The sequence below is a fragment of the Portibacter lacus genome, from assembly GCF_021533215.1.
GTDB lineage: Bacteria > Bacteroidota > Bacteroidia > Chitinophagales > Saprospiraceae > Portibacter > Portibacter lacus.
On record NZ_JAJNKA010000014.1, the window covers coordinates 101,985 to 123,903 of the forward strand.

Annotated in this window: 12 protein-coding genes; 4 read left to right on the forward strand and 8 right to left on the reverse strand. The window is 35.0% G+C overall.

Annotation, left to right across the window (positions count from 1 at the left end):
* Window positions 1–59 precede the first annotated feature (59 nt).
* Window positions 60–2,693: an MGH1-like glycoside hydrolase domain-containing protein gene (locus tag L2586_RS20080; protein WP_235294743.1), complete on the reverse strand. Its 2,634-nt coding sequence runs from the start codon at window positions 2,691–2,693 to the stop codon at window positions 60–62.
* 434 nt (window positions 2,694–3,127) lie between these two features.
* On the opposite strand from L2586_RS20080, the gene L2586_RS24710 reads away from it, so the two are divergent.
* Window positions 3,128–8,908 (forward strand): PKD domain-containing protein, encoded by a 5,781-nt coding sequence (locus L2586_RS24710; protein WP_284283300.1) that lies wholly within the window; start codon window positions 3,128–3,130, stop codon window positions 8,906–8,908.
* 180 nt (window positions 8,909–9,088) lie between these two features.
* The gene (locus tag L2586_RS20100; protein ID WP_235294744.1) at window positions 9,089–13,783 is read left to right on the forward strand and encodes a T9SS type B sorting domain-containing protein; all 4,695 of its coding nucleotides are present in this window, start codon (window positions 9,089–9,091) and stop codon (window positions 13,781–13,783) included.
* 49 nt (window positions 13,784–13,832) lie between these two features.
* Here the strand turns inward: L2586_RS20100 and cmk are convergent, their stop codons facing one another.
* The 7 genes from cmk to L2586_RS20135 form a co-directional block, all read right to left on the reverse strand.
* Window positions 13,833–14,504 (reverse strand): (d)CMP kinase, encoded by a 672-nt coding sequence (gene cmk / locus L2586_RS20105; protein WP_235294745.1) that lies wholly within the window; start codon window positions 14,502–14,504, stop codon window positions 13,833–13,835.
* A 54-nt stretch (window positions 14,505–14,558) separates the two neighbouring features.
* On the reverse strand, window positions 14,559–14,780 hold the full coding sequence (locus L2586_RS20110; RefSeq protein WP_235294746.1) for a DUF2795 domain-containing protein: 222 nt from the start codon (window positions 14,778–14,780) through the stop codon (window positions 14,559–14,561).
* A gap of 243 nt (window positions 14,781–15,023) precedes the next feature.
* Complete coding sequence (gene queA, locus L2586_RS20115) at window positions 15,024–16,088, reverse strand: tRNA preQ1(34) S-adenosylmethionine ribosyltransferase-isomerase QueA (protein WP_235294747.1); 1,065 nt, start codon at window positions 16,086–16,088, stop codon at window positions 15,024–15,026.
* Between the two features lie 89 nt (window positions 16,089–16,177).
* Window positions 16,178–16,522 (reverse strand): 50S ribosomal protein L20, encoded by a 345-nt coding sequence (rplT, locus tag L2586_RS20120; RefSeq protein ID WP_235294748.1) that lies wholly within the window; start codon window positions 16,520–16,522, stop codon window positions 16,178–16,180.
* Window positions 16,523–16,599: 77 nt separating this feature from the next.
* Window positions 16,600–16,794, reverse strand: coding sequence for a 50S ribosomal protein L35 (gene rpmI, locus L2586_RS20125; protein ID WP_235294749.1), 195 nt, complete (start codon window positions 16,792–16,794; stop codon window positions 16,600–16,602).
* Window positions 16,795–16,989: 195 nt separating this feature from the next.
* Complete coding sequence (gene infC, locus L2586_RS20130) at window positions 16,990–17,574, reverse strand: translation initiation factor IF-3 (protein WP_235294750.1); 585 nt, start codon at window positions 17,572–17,574, stop codon at window positions 16,990–16,992.
* 100 nt (window positions 17,575–17,674) lie between these two features.
* Complete coding sequence (locus tag L2586_RS20135) at window positions 17,675–20,221, reverse strand: ATP-dependent Clp protease ATP-binding subunit (protein ID WP_235294751.1); 2,547 nt, start codon at window positions 20,219–20,221, stop codon at window positions 17,675–17,677.
* Between the two features lie 310 nt (window positions 20,222–20,531).
* Here L2586_RS20135 and L2586_RS20140 point away from each other — a divergent pair, with 310 nt between their 5' ends.
* Both L2586_RS20140 and L2586_RS20145 read left to right on the forward strand, forming a co-directional pair.
* Entirely contained in the window at window positions 20,532–20,912 is a 381-nt protein-coding gene (locus L2586_RS20140; RefSeq protein WP_235294752.1) for an STAS domain-containing protein, read from the forward strand.
* A 1-nt stretch (window position 20,913) separates the two neighbouring features.
* On the forward strand, window positions 20,914–21,834 hold the full coding sequence (locus L2586_RS20145; protein ID WP_235294753.1) for a ribonuclease Z: 921 nt from the start codon (window positions 20,914–20,916) through the stop codon (window positions 21,832–21,834).
* The last annotated feature ends 85 nt before the right edge of the window (window positions 21,835–21,919 follow it).

The window sequence follows — 21,919 nt, forward strand, 5'->3', positions numbered from 1 at the left end:
ATACTACCGGTAAACAATGTACGATTACGCTTAAACCTACATTGACATAAAAAATCTTCCTAATCTTCCAGCTCGAGAATGATGTTGCTTATAAGTGCAGTCCAACCTGTCTGGTGAGATGCACCAAGTCCCCTACCCGAATCGCCATCGAAAAACTCGTAAAATAAGTGATGATCCTTAAAATGTTTATTCTTAGAATACAACTTATTTTTGGTCTTTGTATGGTAATGATATTTCCCTTGCGAATCTCTTTCGAATAACTTTAAAAGTCTCACAGACAATTCATGAGCTATTTCTTTCAAGTTCATCATATTTCCTGAACCAGTGGGCATTTCGTATTTATACTCTGGGCCGTAATACTTATAATACCTTCTTAAAGACTGAATAATAAGGTAATTTAATGGGAACCAAATCGGTCCACGCCAATTCGAATTTCCACCGAACATATCTGTTCTACTTTCCCCTGATTCATATTTTATAGAATGTCTACCATGATGCTCAAAAACAAACGGATTCTTTTCATGATATTTTGATAATGATCGGATGCCATATTCTGAGAGGAATTCCTTTTCATCGAGCATTCTTTTCAGAACGTGTTCTAGTCTAAAGCCTCTCATTATAGAAAACAAATAATTTCCTTCTTCATTCTCCTCTTCTATTCTTGAAATCAAGCGGGCTAAATCAGGTCTGGTTCTGGTCATGGTGCTGACCCTATTCTTAAACTCTTTCAGTTCGTCAAAAAGTTTTTTGTTAATGATCTCGATAGCAAATAATGGAATAATACCTACAAGTGATCGAACTTTTAATCGAGAAGTAACTCCCGAATCCATTTCCACTACATCATAGTAGAAAGAATCCACATCATCCCAAAGCGAAATATCTTTAGAACCGATATGGTGCATCGCCCAAGCGATATTTAGAAAATGCCTAAAAAACTTTGCGGCTGATTCTTCATAAGCCTTATTATATGTACACAGTTCAACTGAAATCCGTAACATATCCAAGGAGAACATGGCCATCCAACTTGTTGCATCAGCTTGTTGCATCTTTTTAATACCTCTAGGCATATTACTTCGATCAAACACTCCAATATTATCAAGTCCTAAAAACCCACCATCAAAAAGACTATTTCCGCTAGAATCTTTTTGATTTACCCACCAAGTAAAATTAATCAGCAATTTCTGAAAACACTTCTCTAAGAAATCCCGATCTCCAACATCATTATTCGCTTTTTTATCTTTCTCATAAACATCAAGAACTGCCCAAGAATGAACTGGAGGATTTACATCACTAAAATTCCATTCATATGCTGGTATCTGACCATTCGGATGCATATAGGATTCCTTAAGCATAACAAGTAATTGATTCTTAGCAAAATCCGCATCGATTTCTGCAAAGGTCGTAGCGTGGAAAGCAAGATCCCAGACTGCATACCATGGATACTCCCACTTATCAGGCATAGAGATAATATCCCTATTGGTTAAGTGCGTCCAATTTTCATTTCGTTTTTCATTTCTGGAAGGAGGAATTTCCCCTGGTCCGCCTTCTATCCATTTATGTACATCTAAGTAATAGAATTGCTTAGTCCACAATAATCCAGCAAAGGATTTTCTTAATATATGCTTTCTTTCTTCGTTAATTCCTTTCGGAGTAATGTTATCATAAAAGGTATTGGTTTCCTTAATTCTCTCAGTAAAAACATCTTCAAAATCTTCCCAAGCATTTTCTTTTTCTTTCTTCGACAATCTCACTTTAAAGACAACTTCTCCATTCGCTGGAACAACTTCATGATACCAAACCCCACATTTAGACCCAGATAATTCAGGGTTTATGGAATCTTCACCATGGATGATGTGATTATTAATTCCGTCTTTTACAAATGGGATATCATTAGGAGTATTGTATATTTTTTCATTATTGGTTTCATTTTCACAGAACAATGGTATTCCACCTTCAAAGTAAAAACGATACTTTCCATTTCGTATAGAATGTGAAAGGATTTCATTGTCCTTAGACATTGTAATGCTAGGCCTAGAATATCTCGGATTATGTTTCCAGAAGTTTCTAAACCACAGCTGAGGAATAACATGAATTTCAGCTTCTTGATCTGATCTATTCTTCACTGTAATCTTAAGTAATAAATCATCAACATCTGCTTTCGCATACTCTAGGTAAATATCAAAGTATTTATCTTCATCGAAGACACCAGTATCGACTAGCTCATATTCAGATTGTTCTTTACTTCTTTGATTATTGATGGTCAATTTTTCATATGGGTATGCTGCCATTGGGTACTTGTACAGCATTTTAGCATATGAGTGAGTAGGACTTGATTCTAAATGGTAGTAAAGTTCTTTTACATCTTCTCCATGATTCCCTTGACCATTCGTTAATCCGAATAATCGCTCCTTCAATATGGAATCATGACCATTCCAGAAAGCAGGTGCAAGGCACAGAATTTCTTGTACATCGCAAAATCCACCTATCCCCTCTTCGCCCCATCGATAAGCATTACTTCTTGCCATATCATGTGATATGAAATTCCAGGGATCTCCATTTGCACTATAATCTTCTCGAACGGTTCCCCATTGCCTATCGGTCATATAGGGGCCCCATTTTTTCCAATTGGTGTTGTTTTGGGAAATTTTTAGCCTTTTTTGCTCTGCATTTAAAGCCTTATTCTGTCCGCTCATATGTCAAGTATTATTGATCAGAAAATCGTGCAAGATAAGTAAATGTTTTATAAGCTTTTCATACAGCTAGAATTCTGTTCGAAACAACCTCTAGGTCTACGGATCCCATTTATCTGCACTTTTGTAAAATATTTTACATTTTATTTGGGGGGGAGTTCTTTATTAAACGTCTAACAATTACCAACCCAAAAGATTAATTTTTTTTACAAAATAGCTTAAGTCCTTTATAGTAGGCGATTTGAATTAAAAAAACATATATAAATATATTTAATTAGTTAATGAATATATATTTTTTAGAATTAAATTCGCATTCGCTTATGAGTAGTGGTTAGATGGAGAATTTGTTTCAATTAATAATACCCCATGTTCTGATTCGACTAAGCTATATTGAGAATGGCACTATTAATAATCTGGAAAGTAACTAAGAACGTTAAATGAATTTACTAAGCAAGCTATCATATTTCTGCACAATACTTTTTCTAATCTTTTCTTCTTTTCTTCAGGCACAGGATTCAACCTTGGATTACAATTTTAAATCGTATGAAATTGCAACATTTGATTCTAAAGCTTTAAAAGCTACTGCTGAACAAAAGAGAAATGATTTCATCAATATACCATTTAGGCTAAGTAAGAAGTATAGTTGGGATTTAGAACTTACCACTGATAAGGTATTTGCTGATCGATATATCAGTCAAGAAGGTTCTGTTTCTCGAAATAAAGAATCCATTTCTCTTCCTATTGTTCTTAGAGGATACAGCGAAAATTCAAATAATATTAAAGCAACCATAACGGTTAATGATAACTTTTTATATGGCCGAGTGGATCTAGAAGGTGAAATTATCTTTTTTGAGCCCTTATCCACTTTTGATAAAAATGCAAAACCAGATCAAATTGTAATTTATCGACAATCAGATGTCATAGAAAGAGAAAATGGTACATGTGCTGCACATGATTTAAAAAAGAAAAAAGATAAAATTAGCCTAACACAAGTTAAAAAGCATAACGAAAACTCGAGATTTCCTACTGAATGTAGAGAAGTAGAATTAGCCATTGCAAATGATCATACCATGTATAGTCAATATGGTGCTAACGTTGCTAGTATGAACGCTGGTGTTATTGCCAATGTAAATACGGATTATGATGATAATGATTTTGATTATGAAATAAGATTTGTAATCGTCGAGACTTATATTGCTCAGAATTCAGGTCAAAATGCCTGGGGAGCTACTTCTAATATAGGAGTTTTACTAGATAATTTTACAGCTTGGGGACCTAGCGGATTTAACAACACACATGATCTTGGAGAATTATGGTCTAGAACTGATTTAATATATCACAATCAAGATGGTTCTACAAGCGCGTCTACAATTGGATTAGCGTGGGTTGGTACTGTTTGTAGCAGTTCATACAAATATCATGTATTAGAAGATTATGGAGGGAATGCATCTGGATTGAGAAATTTGGTTTCACATGAAATAGGTCATAATTTTAATTTAGGTCACATTGCAGCCTCTGGATACATTATGACCGGTTCTGTAAGTGGGACAACAACATGGAATGCATCGTCAATATCAAATATTAATTCATACGTTTCTGGACTTAACTGCCTGAGTGTTTGTGAAGGAGGCGGAGGCCCTGGAGGAACTCCACCAGTAGCTAATTTTGATGCAAGTTTAATACAAGAATGTAATCCGACGAGAGTACAGATGAATGATTTATCTACCAATAGTCCAACTTCTTGGTCTTGGCAGATTCAGAACGGATCACCTTCTACCTCTACACAACAAAATCCGATAATAGACTTACCAGGTGGAGGAACATATGGTGTTACGCTCACAGCAACCAATGAGCATGGTTCTAACACTAAGGTTCTTAACATGAATCTTAACAATATTGGTAATCCACCGAATGCTGCATTTACTTATAGTGTAAATGGAAATACAGTAACATTCGATAACAATACAACCAATGGATTAACTTATAGCTGGAATTTCGGAGATGGAAGTACTTCTGCCACTGCTAATCCTAGTCATACTTATGCAAATCCTGGAACATACGCAGTAACCTTAACATCTAACAATGACTGTGGTACAGATTCGGAAGTTCAGAATGTAACTATTACAGATCAGGTTTTTGCTGGTTTCTCAGCAAATGCAACATCGATATGTGAAGGAGAATCTATTACATTTAGCAATCAGTCTTCATCTAATGTAGAAAGTTACTTTTGGGAATTTGAAAATGGTTCACCATCGACATCTACTCAAGAAAATCCAACAGTCACTTATAATTTCGCAGGCACATTTAATGCGAAACTGACGGTAACTGGTGGAGGGACTAACGATGTAGAAACAAAAGTAAACTATGTAACGATTAACGATGTTCCAAATAGTTCATTTACGGAAACCATCGATGGTTATACCGTTGAATTTGATAACAATACTTTAGGAGGATTTACTTATAATTGGAGTTTCGGAGACGGCAATGCTTCTGCAGCTGCAAATCCAACACATACGTATTCAACTTCAGGAACATATAATGTCACGTTAACATCTAGTAATGATTGTGGAAGTGATATGTCTATTAGAACTATCACTATAGCAGATGAAGTAAATGCAGACTTTATTGTAGATAAGACAACTGATTGTCAAGGAGAAGAATTCCAATTCACAAGTATTTCTACTGGAAATATTACAGAATATTTTTGGCAATTTCAAAATGGTACTCCTGCAACCTCTACTGAACAAAACCCAAGCGTAATCTTTTCACCAGTCGGCGCTCATACCGTAACATTAACTGTATCTAATTCATTATATAATGATACAGAAAGTAAAAATAATTTTGTTAAAACAACTGGAGCACCATTTGTAGACTTTGAATTTGATGTAACAGAGAACACAGTCATTTTTGATAACAATACAGTAGGAGGTTTTTTCTACGACTGGGATTTTGGTGATGGCCAGACCAGTACAAGTCCAAATCCAACGCATACTTATGCAGGACCTGGAGATTATACTGTAACTCTAGTTTCTGATAATGATTGTAGCGAGGATGAAATAAGTAAAATTGTAAGCATCGAGTCAGATATCGTTGCGAGATTCATTGTTGATCATACAGAGGTATGCGAAGGTGGTGCGATACAGTTTACGAATACTTCTGAAGGAGTTATTACAAGTTATTTCTGGGAATTCGAAGGAGGAAGCCCTGCAACATCTACGGCTGAGAATCCGCAAGTTGTTTTTAATCAAGCTGGAACCTACAATGCAAAGTTGACAGTAAGTGATGGTTCTGCTTCAGATTCAGAAAATAAAATTAACTATATCACAATTAACGATGAGCCATCAGCTAGTTTCACATCAAACGTTTCAGGCTATGAAGTAACTTTCGATAACAATTCACTGAATGCCAACTCATATTCTTGGAACTTTGGAGATGGCGAAACAAGTGCAACAGCTAATCCAACTCATAGTTATGCAGCACCTGGCAGTTATGATGTAACATTGACAGCAACAAATAATTGTGGAAGCGATATTGATGTAAGAGAAATTACCATTATAGAAATTGTAGAAGCAGATTTTGATGTATCTGTAGAAGAAATATGTGAAGGAGAAAGCGTTACATTAAATAACAATTCTGCAGGCGAAATAGCAAGTTACCTTTGGGAGATAGAGGGAGGCAGCCCAGCAACTTCTACTTTAGAAAACCCAACGATAACGTTTGATAATGCTGGAGATTTTAATGTAAAACTTACCATAACGGGAGACTTTGGTGCAGTTGACACTAAAACATTGACAGACATAATACAAGTTTCAGATTCACCTGCTGCTGATTTTTCCTATGTACTGAATGAACTCACAGTGACTTATAGTAACCTTAGTGAGCACTTCGAAACCGTTTCTTGGGATTTTGGAGATGGAACGAATTCTTCGGATCAAAGCCCGACACATACCTACGCTGCAGAAGGAAATTATAGTGTTACACTTACTGTGACAGGGCTTTGTGGTAACGAGACAAAAGTTATTGAGGTCCCTGTTTTCAATGAACTATTAGCTAATTTTACAGCTTCTGAAACTACGCTTTGTCCAGGTGAAACATTGGTATTAAATGATTTATCATCTGGTAACCCTACTGAATGGAACTGGGTAATAGAAGGAGAAGAGATGATTTATGTAACAGAACAAAACCCTGTTATTAATTTGGAAGAGCCAGGCATGTACAATGTGGAGCTTACTGTAAAAAATTCAGAAGATGAAGACAGCAAGATCATTCAGCAATATATAGAAGTTATGCCTTTACCAGAGGCAGGATTTTCCTACGTTCAAGACGAAATGCTGATCACCTTTCAAAACAATTCACAGAATGGGAAAAGCTATTCTTGGGATTTTGGCGATGGAACGACAAGTAACTTGCCGAATCCGACTCATGAATTTGCAAATGAAGGGAATTACAATGTAAAGTTAATTGTAGAGAATGACTGTAGTCAGATAGAAACCAACCTAGATGTCCCAGTTTTCAATAAATTAGTTGCAGGGTTCAATACAGATGTAACAGATATCTGTGCGACTAATAATATTCAGTTTACTGATCAATCCTCAGGAAATGCAACTTCTTGGAACTGGACCTTCCCAGGAGGAACACCAGCGACATCTACAGAACGAAATCCAGTAGTTAGCTATGAAAATGCAGGTACATATGATGTTATTCTTAAGGTAAATAGTGAAACAGAAGAAATTATAGAAACGAGAACTGATTTTGTCAATGTTAGTGAATTACCTATTTCAGAATTCCAATATGAGGTAGATAAAAACAAAGTTCAATTCTTTAATTTGTCTAAAAACGGCGACGAATTTAAGTGGAGTTTCGGCAGTGATGAACTGAGTCCTGTTTTTGAATTTGATGAAGAAAAGGCATATGAGGTTAGTCTGATTACTTTTAACAGTTGTTCGTCAGATACCATGACGCAAATAATTGACTTATATAATGAAGCGGACACCTATGGTAACTTTAGCATCTCTAGTAATTCTTACTGCTTATCTGATGAAATTTCATTTATAGATTTATCATCTGAAGATATTACAGAATGGTTGTGGGAATTTCCGGGAGGCACGCCATCCACTTCTACAGAAAAAAATCCAAAAGTAAACTACGAGGCTTTCGGGGTGTATGATGTTAAACTAACCGTAACTAATGGTTTTAATACTAGAGTTGTAGAGTTAGAAGATTATGTTACTATAATTGAAAAGCCGACTGCTGGATTTGATATAACGCAAATTGATAACAAAATTTTGGTAGAAGATCTTTCTACATTCGGTAGTCATATTAACTGGACAATAAATAAAAAGATTTCTTTCGATACGCTTACGGAGTTTACCTTTACAAAGAATGGGACATTCGTAGTGGAACAAGAAGTATCTAATTCATGTGGTTCAAGTATTACAAATGATACCGTTTCCATAACTGTTTTCCCATCAGCTGGATTCTCTTTAGATAGAGCTCAAGGCTGTGCTCCACTAAAGGTCAGTTTTGAGAGTAGATCTACTGAGAATGCTGATGAAGTTACATGGTTGTTACCTGGAAGTGATCAAGAAGAGATCTCTGGGTATACTCCAGAGGTAGTTTATGAGACACCCGGCAACTATGGAATTAAAGTCATTGCAACTAATTCATTTGGATCAGATACGCTAGAATTGAATTCCATAATAGAAGTATATGCTCAACCAGAAATTGACGTTGACTTTATTGTTAATAATTTGGAAGTCAATTTTAATGCTGCTTCAGAACGTTACGATTCTATCGTTTGGGATTTTGGAGATGGAAGTGATACTCAGACTGGAGAAAACGTTACGCATACATATGATGCTGTAGGAGATTATATGGCTGTAGCTACTATTTATTTAGGAGAATGTTATACAGTTTTCAAAAGTGAAATTTCATTGCTTTCGTCTGGAATAAACGAAGTGGAAGAAATTGATAATTTCCACGTATTCCCTAATCCTGCTAATAAACACTTAGATCTTTCTTTTGATGGAATAGAGAATGTTAAGCAAGTAGAAATAATTGATCAATTAGGTCAACAATTATTGGTAAGAGAAATAGATAATCAACGAAGTTCGATCAGAATAAACGCCCTGAAAAATCTTCCAGCTGGTCAATATTTTGTTGCTTTGATATTAAGCGACAAACCTGCAGTTTATAGAAAATTAATAATTGTCCATTAAGCAGCGAAAATAGTTTATAGTGTGTCAATTATAAGTAAAGACAAAAAATATGTATTATTTGTCTTTACTGCTTCTTCCAAAAATGGTAGGGGTTGGTCCATTTGTTTTTTGTCTTAATATTAAGCATTATATTAGAGTCTTAGTACACCTGAATTAATTGAAAAAACCACATTGGAACACATGAATATTTGTTGCAAAACACTCTTTGCATTACTTTTTTATTTTACTGCCTTAAGTCTTCACGCTCAATGTGCAAATGTATTTGGATCATTTGATATTCCAGACAATACAGATACCTGTTTAGTTGTCAATGTTTCTGGGGTTATAAATGATGATTTATCACTTGGCACAATTTTGTCCGGCTTAGAAATCGAATTTGAGCATGATGCTTTAAGCGACTTATTAATGATACTCACTTCACCTTCAGGGCAAGAAATAACATTAATAGGAGACTTAGATCAAAATGGAAGTTTAACTCCAGGCGCCAATTGGAATATTTTATTTACAGAATGTTTAGGCGGCGCTATCCCTCATAGTGGTACTTCAGAAATTTGGGACAATAGTGAATTTAATCAAATAGGTGGTAATTATACTGGAATTTATTATCCTTCAGATGGTTGTTTTGAAGATTTTAATGTGGGCTCTGTAAATGGTGATTGGACATTGTGTATTATAGATGGTTTTGAGTTTAATACGGGGCATATTTCGAGAATAGGCTTTATTTTAAATGGAAATGCTACTTGTGTTAGTAACACTTGCAATGCTGAGGCTGGAACCCAAGATATATCAGATATCGAAGTTTGTCTAAATGATGATCTTAATTTAGACTTGGGATTGAACGGAGAAATTAATGATCCTGAATATACCATAGCATATTTAATAAGTCAAAATGATGTTTTAACATCTATCAATTTAGACGGAAACTTTATAGGAATAGACGCTGGAATCTATGATATATGTGCTGTCTCTGTAAATAATGATGACTTATTGAGTTTTATAAATTCCCCATTGACCTATACAGAATTAATTACAGGAATTACCTTAGGCAACCTTCCATTCTGTATTGACTTAACTGATAATTGCACAACTGTAGAATTTATAGAAGCTCCTGCTGTAAGAGTAATGGATGAAGTAATCTGCAATGGAGAGGAAGTAATAATAGGAGGAGAAGTATTTAATACTGAGGGTACTTTTTCAGCAACGGCTCCACGAATGGCTGGTGATTTATGTGATACCACAGTTGTCCTAAATTTAGAAATAATTGGTATTCAGCCTATCATTCAAGCTTCTGCTCCTGAATTGAACTGTAATACAACGACAATTACACTTGATGCCTCAGGATCTATAGAAGAGAATGGAAGCACGTTTTTATGGACAACTACAGACGGCTTAATCACATCTGATCCTACACAGCTAACAATAGACATCTCACAACCAGGAACATATTTTTTAGAACAATCCGAGAATGGCTGCCAATTATCAACATCAATAAATATTACGTTAGATGCTGCAGTGCCTCAATTTACGATAAGCGCTCCTCCTTTATCTTGTGTAGATGAGAGTGTATTATTAAGTGTAAATTCAAGTGCTAATATTGTGTCTGCTATTTGGACAGGCCCATTCGAATTTACAAGTACTACAATAGAACCTACAGTTTCTCATGCAGGTAGATATACAGCTCTTTTAACAGATGATGCAGGTTGCCAAGTTATGGGATTTTACGATCTCGAACAAGGTCCTGACCAACCTACAATAGAAGCAACTGCTCCAAATATTTCATGTACAGTTTCTTCAGTGCAAATTTCTGTAAGCGATAATTCATATTCGATCTATAGATGGACTGGTCCCTTAGGCTTTGTTTCTAATATAGCGGAACCAATGGTTACTATTCCAGGAGAATATTTTCTAGAAGTCCATAATGCCGATGGTTGTAAAGGTTATACTTCATTAGTGGTTATCGGAGATGTAGGAATATTTGATTATGAAGTTACTGGGGAAGATTTCTTGTGTAATGGCGGTGTCGTTACCATCAGTGCTAGTTCAGAAGCTAGTAATGCTATTTACAGTTGGACAGGTCCTAATAACTTCTTTTCTTCATCCGCTACAAATTCAGTTGCGTCAGAGGGGACCTATTACGTTGAGATATTTGCGAACGGCTGTTATGTAAGAGATTCTGTTACCTTAATAAGAGACATATCAGATCTACCTGATTATAATGTAATGGTAGAGAACATAGGAGATTGTGAAAATCCATTATGGAGATTAACCGCGATTCCGTTAGCTAATGAATTTCAGACGTCGTTGGTGAGGTGGGGATTAACAGGTGTTGCTGTTCTTGGAACAGGTAATCAAATTGATGTTAATACAGCTGGCAACTATTTCCTTTTAATAAACACGTTTAATGGTTGTAGTGTTGTTTATCGTTTTACAATAGATCCGATTAATGGAACTCCAACTTTTAACATTATTCAAAAAACAAATGTGTCGTGTACTACTGGACCAAACTCCGGTGTTATCGGTATAACACAAAACCCAGATTATGCGTATAATTGGACTTCTGATGGTGGTTTTACTGCTGACACTTCCTACATTGCAAACCTTGCACCAGGATTTTACTATTTAACAATCACAGACATTAATACAGGTTGCGTATCACTTTATAGTGATCGGATAATAGCTGATACCATTCCAAGAACCAGTTCTATATCTAATACTGAGATAAATTGTATCAACCCTGAAGCAAACATATTCCTCACTGCGAACGGTGGTGGAAATACGTACGCATGGAGCGGCCCGAATAACTCATCGTTTACTACTAAAAATTTATCAATAAGTGAGCCTGGCCAATATATGGTAACCATAACCGGAGGCAATGGATGTATTACTTTAGATACTGCAACCGTTATCCAAGACACAGATCCTCCAGTTTTTTCACTTGCTGATACTAGTCTAGAATGTGAAACTCAATCTGCAACGTTGAATGCTAACGTAACAGATCCCGGAGTTATCTATCAATGGGAAGGCCCTAATGATTACAGTTCAAGTATTGCTTCTCCAGTTGTTTTTGGAACAGGACAATACAATCTTACACTAACAGGCCAAAATGGATGTATTTCAAATACAAGCATTCTTGTTTCACCTAACCCAGATACACCTATACCATCTATTTCTGCACTTGATACATTGACATGCGCAGATACTTTGGTCTCAATCTCTGCTGAAGCCAATGTTCCAATTGCTTCTTACCTATGGGACGGTCCTGGTCTTTTCACCTCCGACTTACAAAATCCTATGGTAAGTGAACCTGGTGAATATATCGTAACAATCGAAAGCCAAGAAGGATGTATCGCTTTTGATACGATAGAAGTAATTCAAGAATTAATTCTGCCTGAAGTAACTTATAGTTTTGATGGATCAGTTGAATGTATTGATATTGAATCACAATTAAAAGGAATAACCACCGATCCAGGAGCTACTTTTCTATGGACAGGACCCAATGGTTTTTCATCAACTGATCAAAATACAGTTGCGTTAGATACCGGTGAATATATTTATACAATACGTGGTTCTAACAATTGTGTAGATAGCGATACTTTTAATATAAGCTCAATTGATATCGATGTTATCAATACTTCTAACCTCATAAACTGCTATAATCCCAACATAGATATTTCTGAATTATCTGATAGTCTATCATACGACATCGAATGGGCTAGTCCTAGTGGAGTTGTTTCCAATGTTGAATTCCTAATACCTAATGAAACTGGTATTTATACTGGAATTGTAAGAGGCAGTAATGGATGTAATGCTCAAGTTGAGGTAGATATCTCCTACGATACGATAAAACCATTTGCTATGATTCAACAGGCTGGAACTATTCGTTGTGATGAAAATATTATTTCTCTAAATGCTAATGGTTCTTCAACTGGCAATGAATATTCTTACTCTTGGATGACTAACGATGGCATAATCCTTAATGGAATCGATTCTTTTGTGACTCAGATTCAAGGGATCGGCAATTACGATCTAATAGTTACCAATAACAATAATGGTTGTATTCGCAATACTACATATTTTGCACAAGAAGCACCTGTTGAATTTATTGATATTACATTGGAAAGTGAAAATCCAAGATGTTTCGGAGAAAATAATGGCTCCGTCAAATTTATAGAAGGATTAGGTGGAACAGGACCGTATACTTTTTCACTTGACAATCTTTTTTACGCAGATGATTCATTATTGAATAATTTATCACCTGGTGAATATACATTCTTTGCTAAAGACAGTTTTGGATGTATAGTGGAACAAATGTTCACAATTTTTGAAACAACTGCTTTAGAACTAGAACTTGGTGATAATATAGATGTTTTCCTAGGTGACGAAACTGAAATTTCTGCAAATACTAATCTTACTATGGATCAAATTGAATCTATAAGGTGGCAGATTGAAAATCAAATTGGTTGTGGAGATTGTCTTTCCTTTACTTTAACACCTAATGAAGATCTACTCGTTGAATTAACGATTATAGATGAAAAGGGTTGTACAATTACCGATCAAGTAAGGGTAAGAGTTGACCAAGAACCTGTTCTATTTAAACCCAATGTTTTTTCTCCGAATGATGACGGTGTAAATGACATTTTCTACATTTCGTCAAATCCTGGTGTAGCTCAAATTAAGTCAATTCTTATATTTGATAGATGGGGAAATAAAGTACATGAAAATTTTAATTTTCCTCCTGGTGATATGTCTGCTGGATGGGATGGTAAAATGAATGGACAGGTTCTTCAACCTGGTGTTTATGTATATAAAGTAATTGTAGAAATGATTACTGGTGACCAACGAATTGTGAATGGTGATGTAACTATATTAAAATGATTGCACTTTACTTAGAATACCAAGATGAAAATGAACCTAAAGATTGATTCTAATGGTCTTCTTCTTGGCTTCGCCGAACGATATCTATTACCTTTTCAAGTTGCTCCTCTCTAGTTAATTTGGAATTATCAATAACGATAGCATCATCAGCAACCTTTAACGGACTATCTTTCCGATTTGAATCTATATAATCTCTTTTCTTTAGGTTCTCAAGCACTTCGGTAATATTTGCTTCGACTCCTTTTTTCTTATATTCTTTCAACCTACGCTCTGCTCTTATTAATGGATCAGCTGTAATAAAAAGCTTAACCTTGGCATCAGGAAATACAACTGTTCCGATATCTCTACCATCCATTACAACATCTAGGTGGTCACTCATCGCTCTTTGAATCTCCACTAGTTTTTTTCTTACCAATGAAATTGTCGCAACTTCACTAACAAGACCTGATACCTCTTTCGTTCTGATTAGAGATTCAATGTTCTCTCCATTTAAAAGACATTCATTCAGTCCTTTGCTATGGTCAAATGATATAACGATATTCTCTAAAGCAGAACTTACAGCTTCCATATCTTCAAGATTAATATCATTTCTAATGAAATATAAAGTCACTGCTCTATACATTGCCCCAGTGTCAATATAAACAGCTCCTATTTCACTCGCCAGAGCTTTAGCCATAGTGCTTTTCCCGCACGCCGAATATCCGTCTATTGCTATTATCATATAAAAAAAGCCTTGCAGTTTTTGTTTGCAAGGCTTAAGTTAATTTTTTCTCTTTTAATACTCGTCCTCATTAAAAAGAAAATCATCTTTTCTTGGATAATCAGGCCAAATATCCTCCATCGTATCATAAATCTCTCCTTCATCTTCCATGGCTTGTAGATTCTCAATTACTTCTAATGGTCTACCAGACCTTATTGCGTAATCTATTAACTCATCTCGAGTCGCCGGCCACGGAGCATCCTCTAAATGGTGGGCTAGTTCTAATGTCCAATACATAATTAATTGGTTCTAATTTTAAATATAAATAATACTCATATTTCCCACAAAAATAAAAAAATAAAAAATCCACACAAGATTTTCTTGCTTTTATCCTGAGAAAATATTAAACATCCCTTCCGATTGGATGACTACCCAATCAGTTGTTCTAGATTCTCACGAGAATATTTAGGGAATGTTGTTCATCTATATTAATGAGAAAATCCAAAAAAGATTCCCAATTCACTAAAAAAAATGAATTTATTATAATATAAGCATTGCATCACCGTAAGAAAAGAAATTATACTTTTCTTTTACCGCTTCATTATAGACCTCCATTGCTAATTCATGACCTGTGAATGCTGATATCATAATCAACAAGCTAGTTTTCGGTAAATGAAAATTAGTTATCATCGAATTAGCTATACTAAACTCATATGGAGGATAAATAAATAAATTAGTCCACCCTTCCGCAGCTTTCAAGTTACCTGTCGCACTTACAGCAGATTCTATACTTCTCATTGAAGTTGTTCCTACTGCACAAACTTTCTTTCCAGCTTTTTTCGCCTTGTTAACTTTCTGTGCTGCTTCGTCCGTAATTTTGAAATACTCGGCTTCCATCTTATGCTTAGATAGATCTTCTACCTCGATAGCTCTAAACGTACCTAAGCCAACGTGAAGCGTAAGCTCTGGCAGTTCCACACCCTTCAGCTCTAATCTCTTCATAAGACTTCTGCTAAAGTGCAATCCCGCAGTTGGCGCAGCAACAGCTCCCACCTCCTTCGCATAGATAGTCTGGTAACGCTCATCATCTAAAGCTTCCACTTCTCTAGTGATATATTTAGGTAACGGAGTGTTACCTAATTCATTTAATACTTTGTAAAATTCATCATCTGTTCCATCATAAAAGAATCGAATCGTTCTTCCTCTAGAAGTTGTATTATCTACTACTTCAGCAATAAGAACATCATTTCCAGCTTCATCCGTAAAATAAAGCTTGTTTCCAACTCTAATTTTCCTTGCTGGATCAACGAGCACATCCCAAAGCTTAGAATCTCTGTTTAACTCTCTCAAAAGAAAAACCTCAATTTTAGCTCCAGTTTTTTCTTTAGTACCATACATTCTAGCAGGAAATACTTTGGTATTATTAAAAATTAAAGCATCTCCTTCATCGAAATAATCTATAATATCTTTGAAAACTTTATGCTCAATTTTACCTGTATCTCTATGAACTACTAACAATCTTGCAAGATCTCTCTCCTTACTTGGATATTGAGATATCAGCTCTTCTGGTAACTCAAAAGAAAAATTTGATAATTTAGTTCTCATTCTATTTTAATTTATGATGGTTATAACCAATACTAAAAAAAGCACGTCAGTATCCCTGACATGCCATTATTTATATTTTAACTAGAAGATTACTTAACAGAATCTACGATCGCCTTGAATGATGCAGGGTGGTTCATTGCTAAATCAGCTAACACTTTTCTATTAAGCGTTGATCCTGATTTACTTAAACCGTGGATTAAAGTGGAATAAGTCATTCCGTTTAATCTTGCTGCTGCATTTATTCTTGCAATCCACAATCTTCTAAATACACGTTTCTTATTTTTTCTATCTCTGTAAGCATACGAAAGTCCTTTCTCAACTGCATTTTTTGCAACTGTATAAACTTTTGATCTTGCTCCGAAATAACCTCTTGCAGCTTTAAGGATTTTTTTTCTCCTTTTTCTTGAAGCCACAGCATTTACTGATCTAGGCATTTTTTTCTAATTTAGTTCGAATCAGAGGACATAAAATCACTTTTCACCTGATTCCTCGTTAAATAATTAATTTTTAATTAAAGACAAAGCATGTCTTTTACTCGTCCCATGTCTGATTTATCAACTAATGTTGATCCTACCAATCTTGTCTTCGCCTTATTAGACTTCTTTCTTAATAAGTGAGAAGTACCAGCTTGGAATCTTTTAATTTTACCAGAACCTGTTACTTTGAATCTTCTTTTTGCACCTGAGTGCGTCTTCATTTTTGGCATAATAAAATATTTAATGCACGTTTTTTCAAATAGTGTGCAAAGATACGAATTAAATTGATAATTGAAAATGCACCTCTTACAATTTTATATACGACTATAAAAATTACATTTCAATCAACCTTGTACGATTGTATTTTTCTGAGACTCCGCTAGATTATTAACTTCACTAAAGTCTAGCTTTCTTTTTTATATGGATTAACTCTTCTTTTTCTTCTTAGGAGATACAATTACGATCATTCTTCGTCCTTCCATCTTTGGTAAAGCCTCCGCTGCACCATATTCCTCTAATTCTTTCAAGAATTTTAGTAACAATAACTCTCCTCTATCTTTAAACACGATCGTTCTTCCTCGAAAATGAACATAAGCTTTAACTTTTGCTCCGTCTTCTAAGAACTTCATTGCATGCTTTACTTTGAAATCAAAATCATGGTCATCTGTATTAGGGCCAAATCTAATCTCCTTAATTACAGTCTTTGCAGTCTTTGCTTTGATTTCTTTCTCCTTCTTCTTCTTATTATAAAGGAATCTCTTATAATCTATGATTTTACATACGGGTGGCTTAGCATTAGGGCTAATTTCTACCAAATCCATACCTAACTCTTCCGCCCATTTTTTCACTTTATAAGTGTCATAAATTTCAGGTAAGATTTTTTGACCAGCTACTTCACTTACATCGTCTAAATTATCTCCGACTAGTCTGATTTTTGGGATTCTAATGTTTTCGTTGATTCTGTGTTCTGCTTCTTTGCGAACTACTTTGCCGCGTGTTCTTCTTGCCAAATGTTTTTTTATTTAATTAATTAATATTGTTTTATTTCAAAATTGAAATAAGAAGTACTCCTTAACTAAGGAATACTTCTTATTGAAAGTTCATTTTAATTTATTTTTTAATATCCTCCGACTTCGTTTTTTTAGCGAATTCAATAACTAACCCATCTTTTTCCTTATTCATCTTAGCAACTAATTTGCTCTTTTCATCAGGATTATGAGTTAATATAAATTCAGCCAAAGGATCTTCAATATACTTCTGTATAGCTCTATTTAATGGTCTTGCTCCATATTGTGGATCAAACCCTTTCTCAGCAACAAACTCTTTTGCTGGGTTAGATAATTCAAGATCATAGTTCATTCCTTCTAACCTTTTGAATAGGTCTGAAAGACTGATATCAATAATTTTGAAGATATCTTCTTGACTTAAACTATTAAAGATTACTAAATCGTCTATTCTATTCAAGAATTCTGGCGAGAAAGTTCTTTTTAGTGCACCCTGAATAACAGATTTAGAATGCTCTTCTGTCGAATCTTTTCTCGATTTAGTCGCAAACCCTACACCTTGACCAAAATCCTTTAATTGTCTAACTCCAATGTTAGAAGTCATTATAATTAGTGAGTTTTTGAAATCAACTTTTCTACCAAGTCCGTCTGTTAACTGTCCATCATCTAATACTTGTAATAAGATATTATACACATCTGGATGCGCTTTTTCTATCTCATCAAGAAGTATAACAGAGTAAGGCTTTCTTCTTACTTTTTCAGTTAACTGACCACCTTCTTCATAACCTACATATCCTGGAGGCGCTCCTATCAATCTACTTACAGAAAATTTCTCCATGTACTCACTCATATCTATTCGGATCAATGAATCTTCATTATCGAACATATATCGAGCTAGTGCTTTTGCTAATTCCGTCTTCCCAACTCCCGTTGGTCCTAAGAAAATAAACGAACCAATAGGTTTCTTTGGATCCTTCAACCCTACCCTATTTCGCTGTATAGCTTTCGTAATCTTCTTTATCGCTTCATCTTGTCCGATCACCATTTTCTGGAGATCTTCACCCATATGAACCAACTTATTACTTTCACTTTGAGCAACACGAGAAACTGGAATACCAGTCATCATCGCAATGACTTCAGCAATATTCTCTTCTATTACTGGATAACGCTTAGACTTAGCTTCTTCTTCCCAATCTGCCTTACCTTGTTCTAGTTTCCTAATCAACTTAGACTCACTATCTCTTAAATCAGCTGCTTTTTCATATTGCTGATTCTTCACTGCTTGATTCTTAGATTCTTTAATATCCTCGATCTTCTGCTCTAACTCTTCTATATATTTAGGAACATGAATATTCTTCAAGTGTGTTCTGGCACCTACTTCATCTAAAACATCAATAGCTTTATCTGGAAGGAAACGATCACTGATATATCTATCACTGAATTTCACACATGCTTCTATCGCATCGTCAGAATAATCTACATTATGAAATTCTTCATATTTAGACTTGATATTATGCAAAATGTGAATCGCCTCTTCTGGTGATGGCGGCTCGATCAATACTTTCTGAAATCTTCTATCTAAAGCTCCATCTTTTTCAATGTGCTGACGGTATTCATCTAAAGTAGAAGCTCCGATACATTGCAATTCACCTCTTGCTAGTGCTGGCTTAAAGATATTACTTGCATCTAAAGAACCTGTAGCTCCACCTGCTCCTACGATAGTGTGAATTTCGTCAATGAAAAGAATCACATCTCTAGATTTCTCTAGCTCGTTCATAATCGCTTTCATTCGCTCTTCAAACTGACCTCTATACTTAGTCCCAGCTACTAATGCAGCAAGATCAAGCATCACCAATCTTTTATTAAAAAGTGACCTACTTACTTTCTTCTGATTAATTCTAAGCGCTAATCCTTCTACGATGGCCGTTTTACCAACTCCAGGTTCTCCGATCAAAATAGGATTATTCTTTTTCCGCTTACTCAATATCTGAGATACACGCTCTATTTCTTTTTCACGCCCTATAATAGGATCTAATTTTCCTTCCAAAGCTAATTTCGTAACATCTCTGCCGAAATTATCTAGTACTGGTGTTCTTGACTTAGAAGTACTCTTTCTTGAGTATCCTTCTGATCCTGCATCTTCTTCCATAGGCACATCTGAATCGGATGGTGTTTCATCCATATATTCTGTAAAAAATTCGTTTTCTTCCTGACTCACGTATTCTAACTCACTTTTAAAGTTTTCATAATCAATATCGTACTCATAAAGCACTTTGGCTGCTAAATTTTCACGATGTCTTAGAATGGAAAGCATTAGATGCTCAGGACTTATTTCATCATTCTTGTACATCTTAGCTTCTAAAAAAGTAACCTTTAATACTTTTTCAGCTTGTCTATTCAGTGGAATGTTTCCTACATTCAACTTTGTATCACCAGACTTATTAGAACTGGTATTCTCTTCTACCTTGTATTTAATCTCATTTAAGTCAATATCCATCGAACCCAAGACTTTTACTGCTAAGCTTTCTTTGTCCTTTAAAACGCCTAACAATAAATGTTCCGTGCCGATATAATCATGACCTAATCGTAAAGCTTCATCCCTGCTATGAGAAATGATTTTCTTTACTCTAGGTGAAAATTTCTTATTATTCATATATTTATTTAGGTATAACAATTATACTATTAATTCTGTTAGTTATCAATAGTAACTATGTTCTATTTACTAAAAAAAACGTGCCACTGTAAATTAACTGTTAAAATGGCGTACATTTAAGAACCATTTTACTTAATAAAAGTTAACAAGAGGAACAATTTTAACGCAAATATAACGGTTCACTTATAAATGTGTTCATTATCAGGAATTTATATCTTTATTGTAAATTTATACTTTGAAGTCATTTTATTTTAAATAAATTTGCAAAGATTGCTATTCCCAAAACCGCTTAACATAAAAGTCAACATAGATGAAATACAATGTAGATAAGGAAGATAAGTATTCTGTTTTTCAATTACAGGAAGAAAATCTTAACTCTTTAATCGCCCCGAATTTAAAGTCAGAATTCGTTTTTCTGAGAAATGAAGGTGTTAGAAATTTAATTTTTGATTTATCAGGCGTAAAGTATGTCGATTCGTCAGGCTTGAGTGCCATTTTGACCGCAAACCGACTATGGAAAGGTTACGGATCATTTGTATTAACTGGAATCGACCACCCAAGTGTGCAGAGATTAATCGAAATTTCTAGGTTAGAAACCATTCTAACACTTATGCCATCTTTACAGAAATCGATAGATTACGTCGATACTGAAGAAATAGAACGAACCTTAGATAAGGAGGTAGAGGATTAATATGAGCTTAACGCTTACAATTTTGGGCTGCAATTCTGCAGTCCCAACTCTTTCTCGTTTTACAACTTCTCAAGCGCTCCAAAATAGCAGCAAGACCTATCTTATCGATTGTGGTGAAGGTGCTCAAATTCGCCTGAAAGATCTTAAAATCAAAAGAACTAAAATTCACGAAATCTTTATTAGCCACTTGCATGGTGATCATTTTTTCGGCCTACCCGGTTTAATCACTTCACTTAACTTATCAGGAAGATTAACACCTCTGACCATCTATGGCCCTGCAGGCCTATCCAAGTTCATCCATACACTTAAAGAAATAGGAAGTATTTATTTGAACTTCGAACTAATCATCCATGAATTGCAAGCAGATGTCTTCCAGAAAGTATTCGAGGATCAATATTTAGAAGTATATTCTATCCCTCTAAAACATAGAATACCTACTACTGGCTTTCTTTTTAAAGAAAAAGAGCACCCTCGGAATATTTTGCCTCCTTCTATAAAAAAACATAAGCTTTCTATTGAAGAGATCAAAACATTGAAAAACTCTAAAGATGTTACTCGTCCTGATGGTTCTACACTTTATTATATGGATCACACCATCATCGCCAATAAAGCTGAATCCTATGCTTTTTGCTCAGACACCATCTACGATGAAGAATTAATTCAATACATCCAAAATGTGGATTTACTCTATCATGAAGCGACCTACTTACATGAATTAAAAACTAAAGCAAGAGAAAGAGGTCATGCAACTGCTCACGAAGCTGCATTGATTGCACAAAAATCAGGAGCGAAAAAACTTATTTTAGGCCATTATTCATCCAGATATAAAGATCTTTCTGTTTTTATTGATGAAGCTGAGAAAATATTTTCGAATGTTGATTTAGCGCTGGATGGCAAGGTTTTTCAAGTATCTGAGCACTAATTGCACCTTCCAATTTTAATCTTTTTTCAAAAAAAATAAATTTTCTAAATCAAACTTCTTGGAAATTTTAGATATACTTCTATCT